The following is an 18,844-nucleotide window of genomic DNA, read 5'->3' as shown; positions in this document are numbered from 1 at the left end:
GGGGTGGGTGGCCGGCGGGGCAGGCGCTGCCCGCGGGTTGGGCGCTGCCAGCGGGACCAGGCGCCGTCGGCAGGACCAAGCCGGGCGGCAGGACCAAGCGCCGCCGCCAGGGCCAAGCGCCGTCGGCGGGACCAGGCCGGACGGGGCCAGGCCGGACGGGGCCGACGAGGCCGGTCGAGCATTCTGCCGCCGACCGGCCAAGGCGCCGCCCTTTCCCGGCTGCCGGGTGAAACCAGCTACCGCCGCCGGGCCCGCCGCCTTCACTTCGCGCGCGCCGCCACCCACTCCGCCACCACGTCCGCCAGCACCGGGAGCGGGACCGTTCCGCTGCCCAGCACCGTGTCGTGGAACTCGCGGATGTCGAACTCCTCGCCCAGTGCCTGCTCCGCCTCCGCCCGCAGCCGCTCGATCTCCAGGCGGCCCACCATGTAGCCCAGGGCCTGGCCCGGGTGGCCCGCGTACCGGTCGATCTCCGCCTCGATCTCGATCCGGGCCATCGGCGTGTTCTCGACCAGGTAGTCCACCGCCTGCTGCCGGCTCCAGCCCAGCGCGTGCAGGCCCGTGTCGACCACCAGCCGGGCCGCGCGCATCGAATCCTGCGTCAGCAGGCCGATCCGGGCCACGTCGTCGGAGTACAGCCCCATCTCGTCGGCGAGCCGCTCCGCGTACAGGCCCCAGCCCTCGGCGTAGGCGTTGAACATGCCGATCCGGCGCAGCAACGGGACTCCCGTCAGCTGCTGCGCGAGCGTCAGCTGGAAGTGGTGCCCCGGCACGGCTTCGTGGAACGCCACCGCCTCCCCCAGCGTCCGCTGCCGCTGGTCGGCCTCGTGCGTGTTGGCGTAGTACGTGCCCGGCCGCGAACCGTCCAGCGACGCGTCGATGTAGTACGCGATCGAGCCGCTTTCCGCCTCGGCGGGCGGCACCGGCGCGACCTCGCACTTCTGCTCGGGCACCCGCAGGAACCACTGCGGCGCCACGGCTTCCGCCCGCGCGATCGTCTCCCGCGCCGCGTTCAGCAGCTCGTCGCCGTCGCGCCAGCGCAACGCCGGGTCCGTGCGGATCCGCTCGAAGATCTCCGCGAGGTCCGTGGTGCCGAACACCTTCGACCCCAGCTCGCGGTACTCCCCCGCCAGCCGCTCGATGATCGCCAGCCCGGTGTCGTGCAGGTCCTGCGCCGTGCGCTCGGTCGTCGTCTCCGCGCGGATCAGCGCCGCGTACCGCTCCGCGCCGCCCGGCAGGTCGCCGATGCCCGGCGACGTCTCCGGCCGCGCGACCGGGATCACCTCGTCGGCCAGGAAGTCGCGGTACCGCGCATACGCGGGCCGCACGACCTCGGCCAGCAACCGGTCGCGCTCGGCCTCGAGCCCGTGGACCGGCACCTTCAACGGGTCGCTGTCCGGAGCCGCGAGGTACCGCTCGACGTAGCCGACGCCGATGCGCGCCAGGAACTCCGGCGGCGTCAGGCCCTCGGCGAGCGCGGCCCGCTGCCGCTCGATCAGCTGGTCCAGGTACGTGCCGATCGCGCCGAGCCGGCTCAGGTAGCCGCGGGCCTTGGCCTCGTCGTCGAGCACCGTCTGCGGCAGCATCATCAGCAGTTCCAGCGCCGGCGCGGCCAGCCCGTCGCTCACCGCGATGTCCGCCCGGCCCGAGTCCAGCGTGTCGATCAGCGTGCGGGCCTGCCAGATCACAACGTCCCGCGTGACGCGCGCGGCGGGCGGCAACTCCGCGAGCGCCTCGGCTCGCGCGATGAGCGCGGCGAACCCGGCGCGCTGCCGGGCGATCGCCTCGGCGGACTGGTCGGCGAGCTTGTCGTGCGCGCCGGGCAGCCCGTAGAGCGACGGCAGCAGCGGCTGCGCCTCGAACATCAGCTCCAGGCACTCGTCGGCCAGCCGGTCGGCGGTGTCGCCCTGGGCCGCCACCCAGTCCGTGACGACCTTGGCCAGCGCCGAAAGCGGCAGCATGCCGTGGCCCAGCACGACTTCGTGGAAGGCGCGGATGTCGAAACCGTCACCGAGCGCCTCCTCGGCCTCGGCCCGCAGCCGCTGGATCTCCAGCCGCCCCACCATGTACCCGAGGGCCTGGGCCGGCCAGCCGGCGTACCGGTCGATCTCCGCCTCGATCTCCATCCGCGCCATCGGCGTGTGGTCGACGAGGTAGTCGATCGCCTGCTGCCGGCTCCAGCCCAGCGCGTGCATCCCGGTGTCGACGACGAGCCGGCCGGCCCGCATCGAATCCTGCGTGAGCATGCCGAGCCGGGCCACGTCGTCGGAGTACAGCCCCATCTCGTCGGCGAGCCGCTCCGCGTACAGGCCCCAGCCCTCGGCGTAGGCGTTGAACATGCCGATCCGCCGCAGCAGCGGCAGGTCCGTCAGCTCCTGGGCCAGGCTGAGCTGGAAGTGGTGCCCCGGCACGGCTTCGTGGAACGCGATCGCCTCGCTGGTGAAGCGCGGGCGCTTGTCGGCCTCGTAGGTGTTGGCGTAGTAAGTCCCCGGCCGCGTCCCGTCGAGCGACGGCTGGAGGTAGTACGCGATCGTGCCGCTCGCCGCGTCGGCTTCGGGCACCGGCGCGACTTCGCACTTCTCCGCCGGGATGCTCGAGAACCACCGCGGTGCCACGGCTTCCGCGCGGGCGATGGCGTCACGCGCCGCGGCGAGCAGTTCCTCGCCGTCGCGCCAGCGCAACGCCGGATCGGTGCGCAGCCGCTCGAAGATCTCGGCGAGATCGGTGGTGCCGAACACCTTCTGCCCCAGCTCGCGGTACTCGTCCGCGAGCTTTTCGATCAGCGCCAGCCCGGTGTCGTGCAGGTCCTGGGCCGTGCGCTCGGTCGTCGTCTCCGCGCGGATCAGCGCCGCGTAGCGCTCCGCGCCGCCCGGCACGTGCCCGATGCCGGGCGCGGTGTCGGGCCGCCCGACCGGCTCGACCTCGGTGCGCAGGAAGTCCCGGTAGCGGGCGTACGCGGGGTGAACGACCTCGGCGAGCAGCCGGTCGCGCTCGGCCTCGAAACCCTCGACGTCCGCGGTCGTGCCCACCTTCAGCGGGTCGCTGTCCGGCGCCGCGAGGTAGCGGTCGATGTACTCGATACCGACGCGGGCCAGGTAGGCCGGCGGCACGAGCCCGTCGGCCAGGCTTTCGCGCTGCCGCTCGGTCAGCTGCTCGAGGAACGTCGCGCTCGCCGCGAGCCGGGCCAGGTAGCCGCGCGCCTTCTTCTCGTCGTCCAGCCTGTAGTACGGCAGGTACAGCAGCAGCCCCAGCGCGGGCGCGGTCAGCCCGTCGCTGACCGCGATGTCGGCGCTGCGGGCGCCGAGCCGGTCGGCCTCCACCTCGGCGGCGGCGACCACCACTTCGCGCGTCACGGCCTCTTCCGCCGTCAGCCCGTCGGCGGGCAGCGCCCGGGCGCGGGCGGCGAGCTCGCGGTAGGCAGTGCGGAACTTCTCCTGCGCGGCCCGGGTCTGGTCGGCGAGCCGGTCGTGGTCGCCGGGCAGCCCGAAGACCGACGGGAACAGCGGCTCGTGCTCGAAGGACAGCTCGACCAGCTCGGCGGCCAAGCCGTTCGCCGTGTCGCCGTGGCCGGCCACCCACTCGTCGACCACGGACGCGAGCGCCGACAGCGGCAGCGCGCCGCCGGCCAGCACGAGGTCGTGGAACGCCCGGACGTCGAACCGGGACCCGAGCCGCTCCTCGGCGCGGGCGCGGATCCGCTGGATCTCCAGCCGCCCCACCATGTACGCCAGCGCCTGGCCGGGCCACGCGATGTAGCGGTCGACCTCGGCTTCGATCTCCACCCGGGCCATCGGCGTGTTTTCGGCCAGGTAGTCGACGGCCTGCTGCCGGCTCCAGCCCAGTGCGTGCAGGCCCGTGTCGACGACCAGCCGGCCCGCTCGCATCGAGTCGGCGGTCAGCATGCCCAGCCGCGCGACGTCGTCGGAGTACAGGCCCATCTCCTCGGCGAGGCGCTCGCTGTAGAGGCCCCAGCCCTCGGTGTAGGCGGTGAAGGTGCCGATGCGGCGCAGCAGCGGCAGGTCGGTCAGGCCGGTCGCGATGCTCAGCTGGAAGTGGTGCCCAGGCACGGCTTCGTGGAACGCGACCGACTCGGCGGAGTGCCGGAAGCGTTCGGTGGCCTCGTAGGTGTTCGCGAAGTAGATGCCCGGACGCGAGCCGTCGGCGGCCGGCCGCAGGTAGTACGCCGGCGGCGCGCCGGGCGCGGCCTCCTCCGGCACCGCCTCGACCCGGCACGGCTGCGACGGCACGTCGCCGAACCACTTCGGGGCTTCGGCGGTCGCGCGGGCGACCGCCGTGCGCGCGGTCTCCAGCAGTTCCTCGGCGTCGTTCCAGCGCAGGGCCGGATCGGTGCGCAGCCGCTCGAAGATCTCGGCCAGGTCGTCGGTGCCGAACACCTTCTGCCCCAGCTCGCGGTACTCGGCGGCCAGCGAGTCGATGACGTCGAGGCCGGTCCGGTGCAGTTCCTCGGGCGTGCGGTCGGTGGTCGTGTGCACCTTCGCGAGCCGCGCGTACGTCTCTTCGCCGCCGGGCAGCCACTTCACGCCGGGCCGGTCGGCGGGCCGCCCGTGCGGCCGCACCTCGGTGTCGAGGAACGCGCGGTACTCGGCGAAGGCCGGGCGGACGACATCGGCCAGCAGCTCGTCGCGCCGTCGCCCGAACTCCTCGTCCGGCGCGGGCTGGCGGCGCAGCGGGTCCGCCTCCGGGGCGGCGAGGTAGCGGTCGAGGTGCGCGATCGCGGCCTCCACCAGGTGCGCCACCGGGGTGCGCCCGGCGGCGATGCCCTCGGCGTGCCGCCGGGCGGCCTGGCGCAGGTACTCCGGGACGGCGGCCAGCCGCCCGAGCTGGGCCTCCGCGGCTTCGCCGGCGGTCACCGTCGTCATCGGCAGCACCATCAGCAGCGAGGCGGCGGGCGCGACCATGATGTCGGTGACGGTGAACTCGGCCATCCGGCTGTCGATCGCCGCCACGCGGTCTTCCGCCGTGGCGATCAGGACGTCACGGGTCACGCGGTCCTCGGCCGACAGCTCCTCGGCGTCCAGCGCGCGGGCCCGTTCGGCGAACTCCGCGAGCGTGGCGCGGTGCGCCTGCTCGGCCTCGGCGGACAAGTCCGGCAGGCCGGGCTCGGCCGGGCGGATGCCCAGCAGGGCAGGCGTCAGCGGATCGGCGGCGAACAGCGCTTCGACGAACTCCTCGGCGAGTTCGGTGACCGCGGTCATGGGCAGGACCCCCAGCTTTCGGTGTTGTGCTCCTCAGCCGACCCTAACGGAGATCACCGACAAGAACGGTGAGCCACCGGACCGGGCCGGCGCGGGCGGTGCGGGCGGATCGGTGAGGCAGCCCCACCGGACGCGGGCCACACGGCCGGCGCAGGCGGATCGGCAAGGCGGGCCCCACAGGGCGCGGCCTCGCAGGCGGTGCGGGCGAGCCTGCGCCGCCGGGGGGCAGGGCCCGGCAAAGTCGGCGTCCTGGTCGCTGAAGCGGAACCCGAGTGTCTTGAATGACTCATTCAGGACCTCCCACGACATGAATGAGTCATTCAAGACGTCGGCGGAGCCGCCGCCAGCACGCCGCCGCGACTTTGCCGGAACTCTGCCGGGCAGGGGCGGCGTGATCGGATCGGCGAGGCGGCCCCACCGAGCGGGGCCGGCGCGGGCGGATCGAGGAGGCGGTAGCGTTCTGTGGGTGGCCGTGACCGATCCCGTGGACATCCGCCTGCTCGCCGCGCTCGCCGACCTCGGCAAGGCCGCGGTGCACGAGCTGGCGGCCAAGGTCGGCATGGATCCCCGCGAGGTCGCCTACCGGCTGGTCGCGCTGTCCGGCAGCGGGCTGCCGCTGCTCGTCGGCGTCGAGAGCGACCCGCAGGGGTTGCGCGCGGCGATCGCCGGGGCGCCGCCGTCGTGGGCGAACCGGCCGCCGCAGCAGTTCCCGGCCCCGCAGCAGTTCGCGCCGCCGTCGCACCCGGTTCCCCAGCAGCCCGCGCCGCCGATGCCGCCGCCCGCCCCCGGCCCCGGCCCGCAGGGCGTGCCGTCGGGGCCGTACAACGTGCAAGGCGCGCCTTCGGGTCCGTACACCGTCCAGGGCGCGCCTTCGGGTCCGTACACCGTCCAGGGCGCGCCTTCAGGCCCTTACAACGTCCAGGGCACGCCGTCCGGGCGCTACCCCGGCCCGCCACCGCGTCCCCAGTTCACCCCGCCGCCGGTGCCGGTCGATCCCGTGGTGAGCACGTGGGGCCTGCCGCAGACGGCGTCGTGGGCCCGCGGCGACGAGCCCGCCCGGCCGGCCGGCACCGGCAAGAAGGGCAAGCTCGGCGAGGTCATGGAAACCCAGGGCCTGGAGGGCGAGCAGCTGACGGTCCAGCTGCTGGAGGTCCAGGACCCGGCGGACTACCTGTTCAGCGCGGCGGGATACCGCCTGGAGGCGGGCGAACGCGCGGTGGTCGTGCACACCGAGATCACCAACCGCGGGTCGATCCCGTTCGCGTCGCTGCCCGACAACTACCTCGAGCTGCTCGCCGCCGACGGCTCCGCGATCGGCAAGGCGCCGGTGTCGCTGACGTCCCGGCCGCCGCACAAGATCGGCGTCAAGCCGGGCGAAACCCTGGGCGGCCACACGGTGTACGTCCTGCCGGACGCGACGCGGGTGGTGTCGGTGCGCTGGAGCCCGCGGCCGGAGCCCGACGAGCGCACGCTCACCTGGTCGATCGAGGATCAGTAACTCTCGTCCCGCAGGATCTCCAGGGCCTTCGCCAGGTCGTCCGGGTACTCGGATTCGAACTCGACCCAGCGGCCGTCCGCCGGGTGCGCGAACGCCAGTGTCTTCGCGTGCAGCCACTGACGGTTCAGGCCGAGGTGCCGGGCCAGGACCGGGTCCGCGCCGTACGTCAGGTCGCCGACGCAGGGGTGGCGCAGCGCCGAGAAGTGGACGCGGATCTGGTGCGTGCGCCCGGTTTCCAGCTTGATGTGCGCCAGCGACGCCGCCCGGAACGCCTCGACGACCTCGTAGTGCGTGACGCTCTCGCGGCCGCCCTGGACGACCGCGAACTTGTAGTCGTGGCGCGGGTGGCGGTCGATCGGGGCGTCGATCGTGCCGCGCGTCGGGTCGGGGTGGCCCTGGACGATCGCGTGGTAGCCCTTGTCGACCGTGCGTTCCTTGAACGCGCGCTTCAAGACCGTGTACGCGTGCTCGCTCTTGGCCACGACCATCACGCCGGTGGTGCCCGCGTCGAGCCGGTGCACGACGCCCTGGCGCTCGGCCGCGCCCGACGTCGCGATGCGCAGGCCGGCTGCGGCCAGGCCGCCGACGACCGTCGGGCCGGTCCAGCCCGGGCTCGGGTGCACGGCGACGCCGACCGGCTTCGAGATCACCACGATGTCGTCGTCGTCGTGGAGGATCTGCATGCCTTCGACCGGCTCGGCGACGACCTCGACGGGGTTCGCCGGCTCCGGCAGCGTGATCTCCAGCAGGCCGCCCCCGGAGAGCCGGTCGGACTTGCCCGCGGGACGGCCGTCGAGCAGCACGTCCCCGGCTTCGGCCAGTTCCGCGACGACGGTCCGGGACAGGCCGAGCAGCTTGGCGAGGCCGGCGTCGACCCGCATCCCGTCGAGCCCGTCGGGCACCGGGAGCATCCGCGAGCTCACGCCTGCTCCTCCTGCGCCTTCTCGACCTTCTTCTTGTCCTTGGTCGACGTGCCGTCGTAGTCCTTGCCCAGCAGCGAAAGCAGCACGATCAGCGCGCCGCCGACGCAGATGGCCGAGTCGGCGATGTTGAAGATCGCGAAGCCCTTGCCGTTCGGGGCGAACGCCGAAATGAAGTCGACGACGTGGCCCTGCAGCCCGCCGGGCGCGCGGAAGATGCGGTCGGTGAGGTTGCCGGTCGCCCCGGCGAGCACGAGGCCGAGGCCGATCGCCCAGCCGATCGAGCGCAGCCGCCGGGAGAGCCAGATGATCGCGATGACGACGGCGAGCGCGACCAGCGCGAGCACCCACGTCATGCCGGTGGCCATCGAGAACGCGGCACCGGGGTTGCGGATCACCTGCAGGTAGACGAGCCCGCCGAGGATCTTGACCGGCTCCTTGCCCTCCAGGTTGGCCACGACCAGGTTCTTCGTCACCAGGTCGACCGCCCAGAACACGACGGCGACGGCGAACACCCAGCCCACCCGGCGCTTCGGCAGCGGCTTCGCCGGCTCTTCCGGCGTCTCCTGCACGGTCTCGGGCGCCGCCTCGGCGGCGGGTTCGGTGTCGGGTTCGGAGTGGCTGGGCTCGGTGCTCACCGCTCCATTCTCCACGGTGCTGGTCAGGCCGTGTCGGCGGCGGTGACCGGGCCGCGCAGGAGCACGGCGAACGCGGCGGCGAACAGCAGGCCCGCCGACACCAATGCACCGGCCGGCGCGGTCGGGAAGACCGTCGCGACCAGGAGGAACGCCGCGTCGACGGCCGCGAGGAACCAGCTGCGCTCGTACGCGGCCAGCACCAGGAGGCCGAGCGCGGCCAGGAGCGCGCCGCGGACGTCCCCGGGCAGCCGCAGCTCCAGCGCGCCGACCAGATCGAGCAGCGGGACGGCCGCCAGCGCGCCCAGGGTGCCGAGCACGAACCGGACGGGCCGCGGCGGCGTCCCGGCCCGGCGCAGGGACAGCCAGTACCAGCCGGCGACGGCGAGCACCACGCAGGCGAGGCCGGCGAGCCAGCCGAGCGTCGCCGATGGAACCACGTCGGTGGCGACCGCGACGGCGATACCCGAGAGCTGGTTGTCCGGCAGTCCCGTGCCGGAAACCTCGCCGGTGCCGAGGCCGGACAGGTGCTGGCTCAGGTCGTAACCCCGTCCGGCCACGAAGCCGGCGTTGGTCTCGTTCGGCAGCAGGTCGACCGCCACCATGACCAGCAGCGCGAACCCCAGCGCCGCCAACGGGAACCAGGACCGTCGCGCACTCCCCATCACCGCAGGGTATCGGGTGCCCGGCGCAGCAGGACCGCGAACGCCGCGGTGAGCAGGACGACCGCCGAGAGCAGCGCACCCACGAGGTCGGCCGCGAGCACCACGGCGAGCACGGCGAACCCGGCCGCGGTGACCAGGACGAGCTTGCTGCGCTCGTACGCGGCGAGCACCAGCAGGCCGAGAGTGGCCGGCAGCGGGCCGCGCAGCCCGTCGCCGAGGCGGAGCTGCCACGACCCGACCAGGTCCAGCAGCGGAACGGCGAGGAGCGCGCCGATCGTGCCGAGGACGAACCAGCCGGTGCGGGCCGGCCGCAGCGCGAACCAGTACCAGATCGCCGTGCCGAGCACCGCCACGCCGAGCGCGACCTGCCACGCCGGCCCGGCCGGCAGCTCCGGCCCCGGCGTGAACAGCGGACCCTGGGTCAGGAACTGCAGGCGGCCGTAGCCCGCCGCCCCGGTCGGCGACGGCCGGAGGAGGAGGTTCGCGGACTGGTCTTCGGCCGGGCTCCGGCGCGACAGCAACTGCACCGCCACCAGGCCGATCTGCGTCAGCCCGAGCAGTGCCAGTGGGAACCAGAACCGCCGCCCTCTCCCCATCGGGCCGGGCTCGCGCTCAGCAGAAGGGCGGCAGCTCCCGCGGGTCGCCGACCGGGGCCCAGCGGCCGTCCACCTTCGCGTACTCCCAGCGGGCTCCGCGCGCGACGATCTGGCGCAGCGCCCGGATCACGCGGTCGACGTGCTCCTCCGTGCTGCCCAGGCCGAGGCTGACGCGGATCGCCTGCTGCCCGCTGCCGCCCGTGACGCCGATCAGGCGCTTGGCCGCGATGTGGGCGCAGAAGGCGCCGTCGCGGACGCCGATGCCGTACTCGGCCGACAGGACCGCGGCCAGCCAGCCGGGGTCGAAGCCGTCGACGACGAAGCTGACCGTGCCGACCCGGTCGACCGGCGCGTCGAACAGCCGCAGCTCGGCGCAGCCCGGGATGCCTTCGAGTCCCTTGCGCAGCCGGGTCAGCAGGGCCTGCTCGTGGCTTTCGATCGCGGCCCAGTTTTCGGCCAGGGTCTCGCACGCGACGCCGAGCGCGTACACGCCGACGGTGTTGGGCGAGCCGGCTTCGTGGCGCTCGGGCCCGGTGTTCCAGACGACAGCGTCTTCGGTGACGAGCTTGGTCGCGCCGCCGCCGGAGAGGTACGGCCGGGCGGCGCGCAGCCAGTCGGCGCGGCCGATCAGCGCGCCCGCACCGAAAGGCGCGTACAGCTTGTGGCCGGACAGCGCGACGTAGTCGACGTCCAGTTCCTTGATCGAGATCCGGCGGTGCGGGGCGAGCTGGGCCGCGTCGAGCGCGATGCGAGCGCCGTGTTTCCGCGCGACGGCGGCGATTTCGGCGACCGGAAGGAGCTCACCGGTCACATTGGACGCTCCGGTGACGACCACCAATCGCGGTCCCTGCGGGGCGTCCGCGAGCGCTTCGTCCACAGCGGACACTGCGGCGAGGCGGGTGCGCGGGGTCGGGATCCGCCGGACGTTCGGGCCCTGCCACGGCAGCAGCGCGGCGTGGTGCTCGGTGTCGAAGACGACCACCGTGGTGTGCCGGGGCAGGCTGCGGGCGAGCAGGTTGAAGGAGTCGGTGGTGTTGCGGGTGAACACGACGGTGTCGGTCCGCCGGGCGTCGACGAAGCGGCGCAGGACGTCGCGGGTGCGCTCGTAGAGCTTGGTGGAGACCTGGGACGCGAAGCCGGCGCCGCGGTGGACGCTGGCGTACCAGGGCAGGAATTCGTCGACCTTCGCGCGGACGGCGTCGAGACAGGGGGCGCTCGCGGCGTGGTCGAGGTTGGCGTAGCCGACGGTCTCGCCGGTGACGAGCGGGACGCGCAGGGCGGCCCCGGCGACGGCCGGGATGTCGTGCGCGACAACGGTTTCGAGCGAGGTGATCGTGCTGGTGCGGTCGATGGCGAGAGTCATCGGTGCCTCCTCGGCGGTCCGGGGGACCCCGGCGAGGGGCCCGCGCTTGCCCGTCGCACGGCGCGACCGGCCCGGTCTTCACCCGGGGCACCCCACCGCGGTAGGAGGGTTGCCGGCCAGCAAGCCGGGGCTTGGCGCTGGCACTCATGACCTGAGCCCGAAGGTAACCGAGAACGCGGCCGGCGGCCAACCCCCGCCTCACATTCTGAGACGCCGCTCACAGCCCGCGAGGGTCAGAGCTCTGCTTGAGCCGCGCGTTGTCCGATCCCTGTCCACTCTCCGCATCCACCTGGTGATCTTTTCCCGTCAGGGTGATCTTCCGCGTCCGAGATCTTCCCCATGATCCAACCTTTGGCCGCCGAACCCGTCGACGGCAAGACCATCGGCGGCTGGCGCTTCACCGCCGGGGCCGAGCAGTACACCGGGGTTGGGGCACGTGCTCGGCGCAAGGGGCCTGGCGGCGACTCATGCGCCTGGCTGGGTTGTCCGCGCTTGAAAGGCCGCCCTCGCGATCGGCGGGTTGATCGGGCGCTCGGCTCGTAGGCAGGTCGAGCCGGCAGCGAATCGTCCGATCGGTCCCAGCCCGGCCGCGGCCCCGAACGGGTTACCGCCCCGACTCGCCCCGCCACCGTGCCAGCCGACCGGCCCGGTCCACCGCCCGCAACCGGCGCTCGACCGCGTCGCGGACCGCGGCCGTCGTCACCACCAGCAGCTGGTCGTTCTCCTGCAGCCTGCTCGTCTTCTGCGGGGTGAACCCCGTGCCCTCGCGGACTACCAAGCTCACCGTCGCCCCCGTCGGCAGCCGAAGCTCCGACAAGTACACGCCGTGCAGCTTGGACCCCGGCTGGATGCGGACCTGCAGCAGCTCGGCGCCCAGCTCGTCCAGCGGTGCGCTGTCGACCTCGACCTCGTGCGGCTCGGACTTCTTCGCCAGCCCGAGCTTGCGGCCGAGGGGTCCGAGCGTCGCGCCCTGGACCAGCGTCAACACGATCACCAGCACGAACACCGCGTCGACCAGCCGTTGCGCGCCCGGCAACCCCTGGGACAGCGGGATCATGGCCAGCACGATCGGCACCGCGCCGCGCAGGCCGGCCCACGACAGGAACGCCTGCTCCCGCCACGGCAGCCGGAACGGCAGCACCGAGAGCACCACCGAGATCGGCCGGGCCAGCAGCAGCACGACGGCGCCGGCGACCAGGCCCGGGATCAGCGTCTCGAACAGCCGGCTCGGCGACGCGAACAGCCCGAGCAGCACGAACAGCCCGATCTGCGCCAGCCAGCCGAGCCCCTCGGCGAACGACAGCGTGTCCGACCGGTGCGGCAGCCGCGAATTGCCCAGCACCAGCGCGGCGACGTACGTCGCGAGCAGCCCGGACGCGTGCGCCAACTGGCCGGACGAGTACGCCACCACGCAGACCGCGACCGTCGCCAGCGGATAGAGCCCGGTCGCCGGCAGCGCGGCCCGGCGCAGCGCGATCCCGCCGAGCCAGCCGAAGCCGAGCCCGATCGCCAGGCCCGCGCCGAGTTCGTAGACCACCAGCAGCGGCAGCGTCCAGTCCACAGTGGTGCCTTCGGCCAGCACGACGACCGCGATGTACGCCGGCGCGTCGTTGATGCCGGACTCCAGCTCCAGCGCCCCGACCAGGCGCTTGCCGATCCCCGCCGTGCGCAGCACCGAGAACACCGCCGCCGCGTCGGTCGACGCGAGCACCGCGCCCCACAGCAGGGCGAACCGCCAGTCGAGGCCGAGCAGGAAGTGCAGCGCCGCACCGGTGACCGCGATGCTCACCACGACGGCCACTGTGGACAGTACGATTCCCAAGCCCAGCGCGGGTTTCACGGCCGACCAGCGGGTCGTCAGCCCGCCTTCGGCGAGGATCATGACGAGCGCGGCGAGCCCGAGCGACTGGGTCAGCTCGGGGTTGTCGAACCGGATGCCGAAGCCGGCTTCGCCGAGCAGCACACCGATCCCGAGGTACAGCAGCAGCGAAGGCAGGCCCAGCCGGATGGAGACGCGCACGGCGAGCACGGACGCGAGCAGCACGACGCCGCCGACGCCGAGCAACACGGGGAGCTGGTCCATGCCGCCTCCCTCCGAGTGCCGTGGGCACTCAGAATAGTGAAGCGGGTGGGTTAACTCGTTCGTGTACCGCCGGCCCGAGTCGGGCACCCGGTGTGTTATTGACCCGGCCGGAAGCAGGCCGCCGCCGAGCGGCAGGCGATCGTGGCTCGAGACTCTTCGGCCGTGGCTGTGGCCGGGTCAATGACCAGCAGCGCGGCAAGGCCCACCGAGCGCGGCGAGATCGACACCGAGCGCCGCGAACGGCTCGACGGCGCTCGGATGCACCTTCACGGCGCGGTGGCCGTCCCGGCCGACCCAGCCCGCTTCGACCGCCCGGTCGAGCAGCGCCGCGGGCAGCGCGCCGGCGAGGTGGTCGCGGCGTTCCGTCCAATCCAGACAGTCGCGCAGCAGCGGCCGGCGTCCGGCGGCGACCGGCACGCCGAGCCCGGTCAGCACCTCGCGGCCGCGGCCGGTCAGCGTCAGCCCGTCGGCCGTGTCGACGAGCCCGGTGGCGAGCATGCCGTCGCGGACGGCGACGCCCAGCACCCCGGCGAGGTGGTCGTAGCAGGTGCGTGCGAAGCCGAGCCGCTTCACCCGCAGCGACGACTTCAGCCCGGTCACCGGCCGGTGCCCGACAGTTTTTCGGGGGCTCCGGGTGGCGGAGCCCCCGGCCCGGGGCAGCGCCCCGGATGTCACAGCGTGCTGGGCCAGGTGCTCGATCAGCTCGGCGACGCGCGGGTCGGCGATCCGGACGTAGCTCGCGCGGCCCTGCTTGACCCGGACGACGAACCCGGCGTCGACCAGCCGCGTGACGTGCTCGCTGGCCGTGGAGAGCGCGATCCCGGCTGCCTTGGCCAGCTCGCCGACGGTCCAGGCGCGCCCGTCGAGCAGCGCGAGGCACATGGTGGCCCGGCTCGGGTCGGCGAGCACCGCGGCGACCTCGGCGAGGGCGATCGTCTCCATGCCCCCACGCTACGACCCGCGCTCTTCGGCCGCGGCCGAAGCGTCAGATCCCCTTCAGGAACTTCGCCGCCAACGTGACCGCCGGGCCCGAGTCGTTGGACTCCTCCAGGAGCACCGCGAACGCCACGTTGCCGCGGTACCCGACGAACCAGCCCGTGGCGTCCGAGCCGTCGCCGAACTGGGCGGTGCCCGTCTTGCCGTAGACCTCGCCCGCGACCCCGGCGCCGCGCCCGGTCCCGCTGGTCACGACGGCCCGCATCATCTTCCGCACCTGCCCGAGCACCGCCGCGGGCGGCGGCGAGTAGCCCTTGACGACCGTGGTCTCCAGGTCGTGCCACAGCCGCGGCGTGACGGCCTTGCCGGACGCCACCGTCGCCGCCATCAGCGCTCCGCCGAGGCAGCTCGCCTGGATCCGGCCCTGGCCGAACCCGTCTTCGACCTGCTCGTCCTTGCTCGCCGCCGGCTCGACCTTGCCCAGCTCGGTGTCGATTCCCGGGATCTCGTAGTCGGCGTTGAGGCCCAGCTCGTTCGCGGCCTTCACCAGCCCGTCGGCCGGGAGGTCCAGCGCCAGCTGCCCGAACGTCGTGTTGCAGGAACGCGCGAACGCCGTCTGCAGGGTGGTCGCGCCCAGCTCGAAGCCCTCGTTCTTGACCGTCCGCGTCCCGATCGTCGCGACGCCGGGGCAGTCGACCGGCGACTGCGCGTTCAGGCCGCTCTGCTGGACCGCCGCGACCGAAGTCGCGATCTTGAACGACGAACCGGGCTCGTACAGGCCGTGCAGCGCCTTCGGGGAGTTCCCGGCGGCCGCGTTCTGCGCGACGGCCAGGATGTCGCCCGAGCCGGTGTCGAGGGCGACCATCATGGCCGAGCCCTGGTAACTGTCCACCGCGGCTTGCGCGGACTTCTGCGCGGTCAGGCTCAGGCTCGACGTCAGCGCTTTCGCCTCGCCGTCGGCCTTCCCGAACAGCGTCTCGACGCTCTTCCCGCTCGTGTCGACGCGCTGGACGGCGAAGCCGCTCCCGCTCGCCGCCGTGACCTGCCCGCCGAGCGCCGACCGCAGCAGCGGCGCCGGGTCGCCGTCGACCGCGCGCAGGCCACCTGCCCCGTTGACCAGCAGCGGTTTGCCGTCCCGGTCGGCGACCGCCGTCGTGTCCGGCACCGCCGTGCTGATCACCAGCCGCTGTCCCGCCTCCAGCTTCGGGTGCAGCAGCGACGGCGCCCAGTGCACGAGCCACTTCCCGTCGGCCTGGACCAGCTCGAACGGCACGTCGTAGGTCCAGTTGCCCGGTTTGAGGGCCCACGACATGCTGAACGTCCCGCTGGTCCGCTTCGCCCCGGCCGGGGTCGGCTGCAGGACGGTCAGCTTGGCGACGACCGACCTCGGGCTCAGCGTGTTCCGCGCGTCCCGCAGGGCCACCGCGGCCGCGGGCGCGCCGTCGGTCAGCCGGGCGGCCGCGTCCGGGTTGTTCTCGGCCACGTCCTGCAAGTACTCCGTGATCGCCGTGTGCGGGTCGGCCGCGCCCGGGCTCTCGACGCTCGTCGCCCCGGCCTCCGCCTCGGGCGCCGATCCGCCGTTCAGCACGAAGAACGCCGCCACCACGACCACGACGACGAGCAGCGCGCCGCCGATCAGGATGCCGCGTCTTCTGGCAGGACTCATTTCGCGATCCCCTCCCCCAAGGAAGCCGCCCACGAAGCATCGGGGTGGCCGGTCAGGCGCTCACCTTACCGGCCACCCCCGACAATCAGGCCTTCGCGACCGCGACCGTGACCTTCGTGCCGTCGCCGACGGTGCCGGCGGACCCGTCGGCCACCGCGCCGTACGTCACCGACGTCGCCAGCGTCTCCGAGGCCAGGAACTCCTGGTGTGTCCGAGCCGCCTCGACGACGTCGTCCGGCGCGTCCACGGTGAGCGCGATCCGGTCGGCGACATCCAGCCCGGCGTCGCGGCGCGCCTGCTGCACGACGCGGATCAGGTCGCGGACCAGGCCTTCGGCCGCCAGCTCCGGCGTCACCTCGGTGTCGATGAGGACCAGCCCGGAGCCGCCGGGCAGCTCGGCCGCCGCGCCGCCGCCCTTGGCGACCAGCCGCCGGTCGAACTCGCCTTCGCGCAGCGTGATGCCGGCCGCGACGACGGCGCCGCCCTGGAACGACCAGTCGCCCGCCTTGACGGCCTTGATCACGGTCTGGACGTCCTTGCCCAGCCGCGGGCCGGCCGCGCGGGCGTTGACCGCGACCTCGAACCCGCCGTGCGCGGCGACGTCGGTGGTCAGCTCGACCGTCTTGACGTTCACCTCGTCACGCAGGATGTCGGCGAACGGCGCCAGCGACGAGGCGTCGTCGGCCGCGACGACCAGCGAAGACAGCGGCAGCCGCACGCGCAGCTTGTTCGCCTTCCGCAGCGACAGCGCCGACGACGCCACCTGCCGCACCCGGTCCATCGCGGTGACCAGCGCCGCGTCCGCGGGCAGGTCGTTCGCGTTCGGCCAGTCGGCCAGGTGCACCGAGCGGCCGCCCGTCAGGCCGCGCCAGACGACCTCGGTGGTGAGCGGCAGCAGCGGCGCCGTCACCCGCGAAGTCACCTCCAGCACGGTGTGCAGCGTGTCGATGGCGTCCTGGTCCCCGGCCCAGAAGCGGTCCCGCGAGCGGCGGACGTACCAGTTCGTGAGGACCTCGAGGAAGTCCCGCACGGTCTGGCACGCGCCGGCGACGTCGTAGTGGTCCATCGCGTACTCGACGTCGGTGACCAGCTCGTGCGTCTTCGCCAGGACGTACCGGTCGAGCACGTTCGGCGAATCCGTGCGCCACTTGCCTTCCACGCCTTCGGCGTTCGCGTACAGCGCGAGGAAGTAGTACGAGTTCCACAGCGGCAGCACGGCCTGGCGGACGGCGTCGCGGATGCCCTTGTCGGTGACGACCAGGTTGCCGCCGCGCAGGATCGGGCTCGCCATCAGGTACCAGCGCATGGCGTCCGAGCCGTCGCGCTCGAAGACCTCGTTGACGTCCGGGTAGTTGCGCAGCGACTTGGACATCTTCGCGCCGTCCGAGCCGAGCACGATGCCGTGCGACACGCAGGTGCGGAACGCCGGCCGGTCGAACAGCGCCGTCGCCAGGACGTGCAGCAGGTAGAACCAGCCGCGGGTCTGCCCGATGTACTCGACGATGAAGTCGCTCGGGTAGTGGTGCTCGAACCAGTCGGCGTTCTCGAACGGGTAGTGCACCTGGGCGTACGGCATCGAGCCGGAGTCGAACCAGACGTCGAGGACGTCCGGCACGCGGCGCATGGTGGACTTCCCCGTCGGGTCGTCCGGGTTCGGCCGGGTCAGCTCGTCGATGTAGGGCCGGTGCAGATTGTCCAGCCGCACGCCGAAGTCCGCCTCGAGCTCGTCGAGCGAGCCGTAGACGTCGGTGCGCGGGTACTCGGGGTTGTCGGACTGCCACACCGGGATCGGCGTGCCGAAGTACCGGTTGCGGGAGATCGACCAGTCGATGGCGTTCTCCAGCCACTTCCCGAACTGGCCGTCCTTGACGTTCTCCGGGTACCAGGTGATCTGCTGGTTCAGCTCGACCATCCGGTCCTTGAACTGCGTCACCGCGACGAACCACGACGAGACCGCGCGGTAGATCAGCGGGTTCCGGCAGCGCCAGCAGTGCGGGTAGGAGTGGTCGTAGGTTTCGTGCCGCAGCAGCAGAGCACCCTGCTGCGCCGCGGATCCCGTGCCGTTCTTCAGGTCCCGCACGATGTTCGGGTTGGCGTCGAAGACCTGCTGGCCCTCGTAGTCCGGCACGGTCGCGTCGAACTTGCCGTGCGCGTCGACCGGGGTGACCGGCGGGATGCCGGCGGCGTCGGTGACGACCTTGTCGTCGGCGCCGTAGGCGGGTGCGATGTGGACGATCCCGGTGCCGTCGTCGGTCGTGACGTAGTCCGCGGCCAGCACCTGGTGCGCGTTCTCGGTGCCGGTGAAGTACGGGAACGGCGGGGCGTACCGGGTGCCGAGCAGCTGCGAACCGGTGTAGCGCGCGACGACCGTCGGCTCTTCGCCGAGTTCACGTGCGTACGCGGCGACGCGCGCCTCGGCGAGCAGGAACCGCTTGCCGGGCAGGCTTTCGCTCTCGACGACGACGTAGTCCACCTCGGGGTGCACCGCGGTCGCGAGGTTCGACGGCAGCGTCCACGGCGTCGTGGTCCAGATCAGCAGGTACGTGCCGTCGAGGTCGTTGTCGTTGCCCTGCAACCGGAAACCGACCGTGACGGCCGGGTCCTGGCGGTTGCGGTAGACGTCGGCGTCCATGCCCAGCTCGTGATTGGACAGCGGCGTCGCGTCGCGCCAGCAGTACGGCAGGACGCGGTAGCCCTCGTAGACGAGTCCCTTGTCCCACAGGCGTTTGAACGCCCACAGCACCGACTCCATGTAGGTGACGTCGAGGGTCTTGTAGTCGTTGTCGAAGTCGACCCAGCGCGCCTGGCGCGTGACGTACTCGCGCCACTCGTCGGTGTAGCGGAGGACGGACTCCTGCGAAGCCGCGTTGAACTTCGCGATGCCCATCTCTTCGATCTCGGACGTCTCGGTGATGCCGAGCTGGCGCATCGCCTCGAGCTCGGCGGGCAGGCCGTGGGTGTCCCAGCCGAAGCGGCGCTCGACCTTGCGCCCCTTCATGGTCTGGTAGCGCGGCACCAGGTCCTTGACGTACCCGGTGAGCAGGTGACCGTAGTGCGGCAGGCCGTTGGCGAAGGGCGGGCCGTCGTAGAAGACGTACTCGTTGTCGCCGTGCTCGCCGGCCGGGCGGGCGTCGATGGTCGCCTGGAACGTCCGGTCCGTCTCCCAGTAGGCGAGGACCTGCTTCTCCAGCGCGGGGAAGGACGGCTGCGACGGAACGCCTGTCGCGCCGTCGTCCAGTTGGGCCTGGGGGTACATCCCGGTGCTC

The 18,844-nt window shown here is 72.8% G+C and carries 11 protein-coding genes and 1 riboswitch; of the genes, 1 reads left to right on the top strand and 10 read right to left on the bottom strand.

Features of this window, described 5'->3' with window-relative positions:
• Nucleotides 1-260 precede the first annotated feature (260 nt).
• Entirely contained in the window at nt 261-5,216 is a 4,956-nt protein-coding gene (locus ABFJ78_RS18155; RefSeq protein ID WP_436387508.1) for a DUF885 domain-containing protein, read from the bottom strand.
• Nucleotides 5,217-5,682: 466 nt separating this feature from the next.
• Between ABFJ78_RS18155 and ABFJ78_RS18150 the strand changes: the two genes are divergently transcribed.
• Entirely contained in the window at nt 5,683-6,714 is a 1,032-nt protein-coding gene (locus tag ABFJ78_RS18150) for an AsnC family protein (protein WP_436387507.1), read from the top strand.
• Here the strand turns inward: ABFJ78_RS18150 and ABFJ78_RS18145 are convergent.
• From ABFJ78_RS18145 to ileS, 9 genes are all read right to left on the bottom strand, one after another.
• Nucleotides 6,708-7,637 (bottom strand): RluA family pseudouridine synthase, encoded by a 930-nt coding sequence (locus ABFJ78_RS18145; protein WP_436387506.1) that lies wholly within the window; start codon nt 7,635-7,637, stop codon nt 6,708-6,710. The genes ABFJ78_RS18150 and ABFJ78_RS18145 overlap by 7 nt on opposite strands.
• Nucleotides 7,634-8,206, bottom strand: a complete 573-nt coding sequence (gene lspA, locus ABFJ78_RS18140; protein ID WP_436387801.1) for a signal peptidase II — start codon at nt 8,204-8,206, stop codon at nt 7,634-7,636. The genes ABFJ78_RS18145 and lspA overlap by 4 nt, the downstream gene beginning before the upstream one ends.
• An 89-nt stretch (nt 8,207-8,295) precedes the next feature.
• The gene (locus ABFJ78_RS18135) at nt 8,296-8,934 is read right to left on the bottom strand and encodes a hypothetical protein (RefSeq protein ID WP_436387505.1); all 639 of its coding nucleotides are present in this window, start codon (nt 8,932-8,934) and stop codon (nt 8,296-8,298) included.
• A complete protein-coding gene (locus ABFJ78_RS18130; RefSeq protein ID WP_436387504.1) occupies nt 8,934-9,530 on the bottom strand; it encodes a hypothetical protein in 597 nt (198 codons plus the stop codon). The genes ABFJ78_RS18135 and ABFJ78_RS18130 overlap by 1 nt, the downstream gene beginning before the upstream one ends.
• Nucleotides 9,531-9,546: 16 nt before the next feature.
• Nucleotides 9,547-10,893, bottom strand: a complete 1,347-nt coding sequence (locus ABFJ78_RS18125) for an aminotransferase class V-fold PLP-dependent enzyme (RefSeq protein WP_436387503.1) — start codon at nt 10,891-10,893, stop codon at nt 9,547-9,549.
• 37 nt (nt 10,894-10,930) lie between these two features.
• Nucleotides 10,931-11,045: riboswitch (SAM riboswitch) on the bottom strand.
• A gap of 452 nt (nt 11,046-11,497) precedes the next feature.
• Nucleotides 11,498-12,976, bottom strand: coding sequence for a potassium/proton antiporter (locus tag ABFJ78_RS18120; RefSeq protein ID WP_436387502.1), 1,479 nt, complete (start codon nt 12,974-12,976; stop codon nt 11,498-11,500).
• A gap of 177 nt (nt 12,977-13,153) precedes the next feature.
• Nucleotides 13,154-13,918 carry an ArsR/SmtB family transcription factor gene (locus ABFJ78_RS18115; protein WP_436387501.1) on the bottom strand — a complete coding sequence of 255 codons (765 nt, stop codon included), beginning with the start codon at nt 13,916-13,918 and terminating at the stop codon, nt 13,154-13,156.
• Nucleotides 13,919-13,961: 43 nt separating this feature from the next.
• Nucleotides 13,962-15,578 carry a penicillin-binding transpeptidase domain-containing protein gene (locus ABFJ78_RS18110; protein ID WP_436387500.1) on the bottom strand — a complete coding sequence of 539 codons (1,617 nt, stop codon included), beginning with the start codon at nt 15,576-15,578 and terminating at the stop codon, nt 13,962-13,964.
• Nucleotides 15,579-15,663: 85 nt separating this feature from the next.
• Nucleotides 15,664-18,834 carry an isoleucine--tRNA ligase gene (ileS, locus tag ABFJ78_RS18105; RefSeq protein WP_436387499.1) on the bottom strand — a complete coding sequence of 1,057 codons (3,171 nt, stop codon included), beginning with the start codon at nt 18,832-18,834 and terminating at the stop codon, nt 15,664-15,666.
• Nucleotides 18,835-18,844: the final 10 nt, after the last annotated feature.

The sequence above is a fragment of the Amycolatopsis sp. MEPSY49 genome (genome assembly GCF_051337345.1).
GTDB lineage: Bacteria > Actinomycetota > Actinomycetes > Mycobacteriales > Pseudonocardiaceae > Amycolatopsis.
Note: the sequence above shows the minus strand (reverse complement) of the source record. Positions and strands in the feature narration are given on the sequence as shown.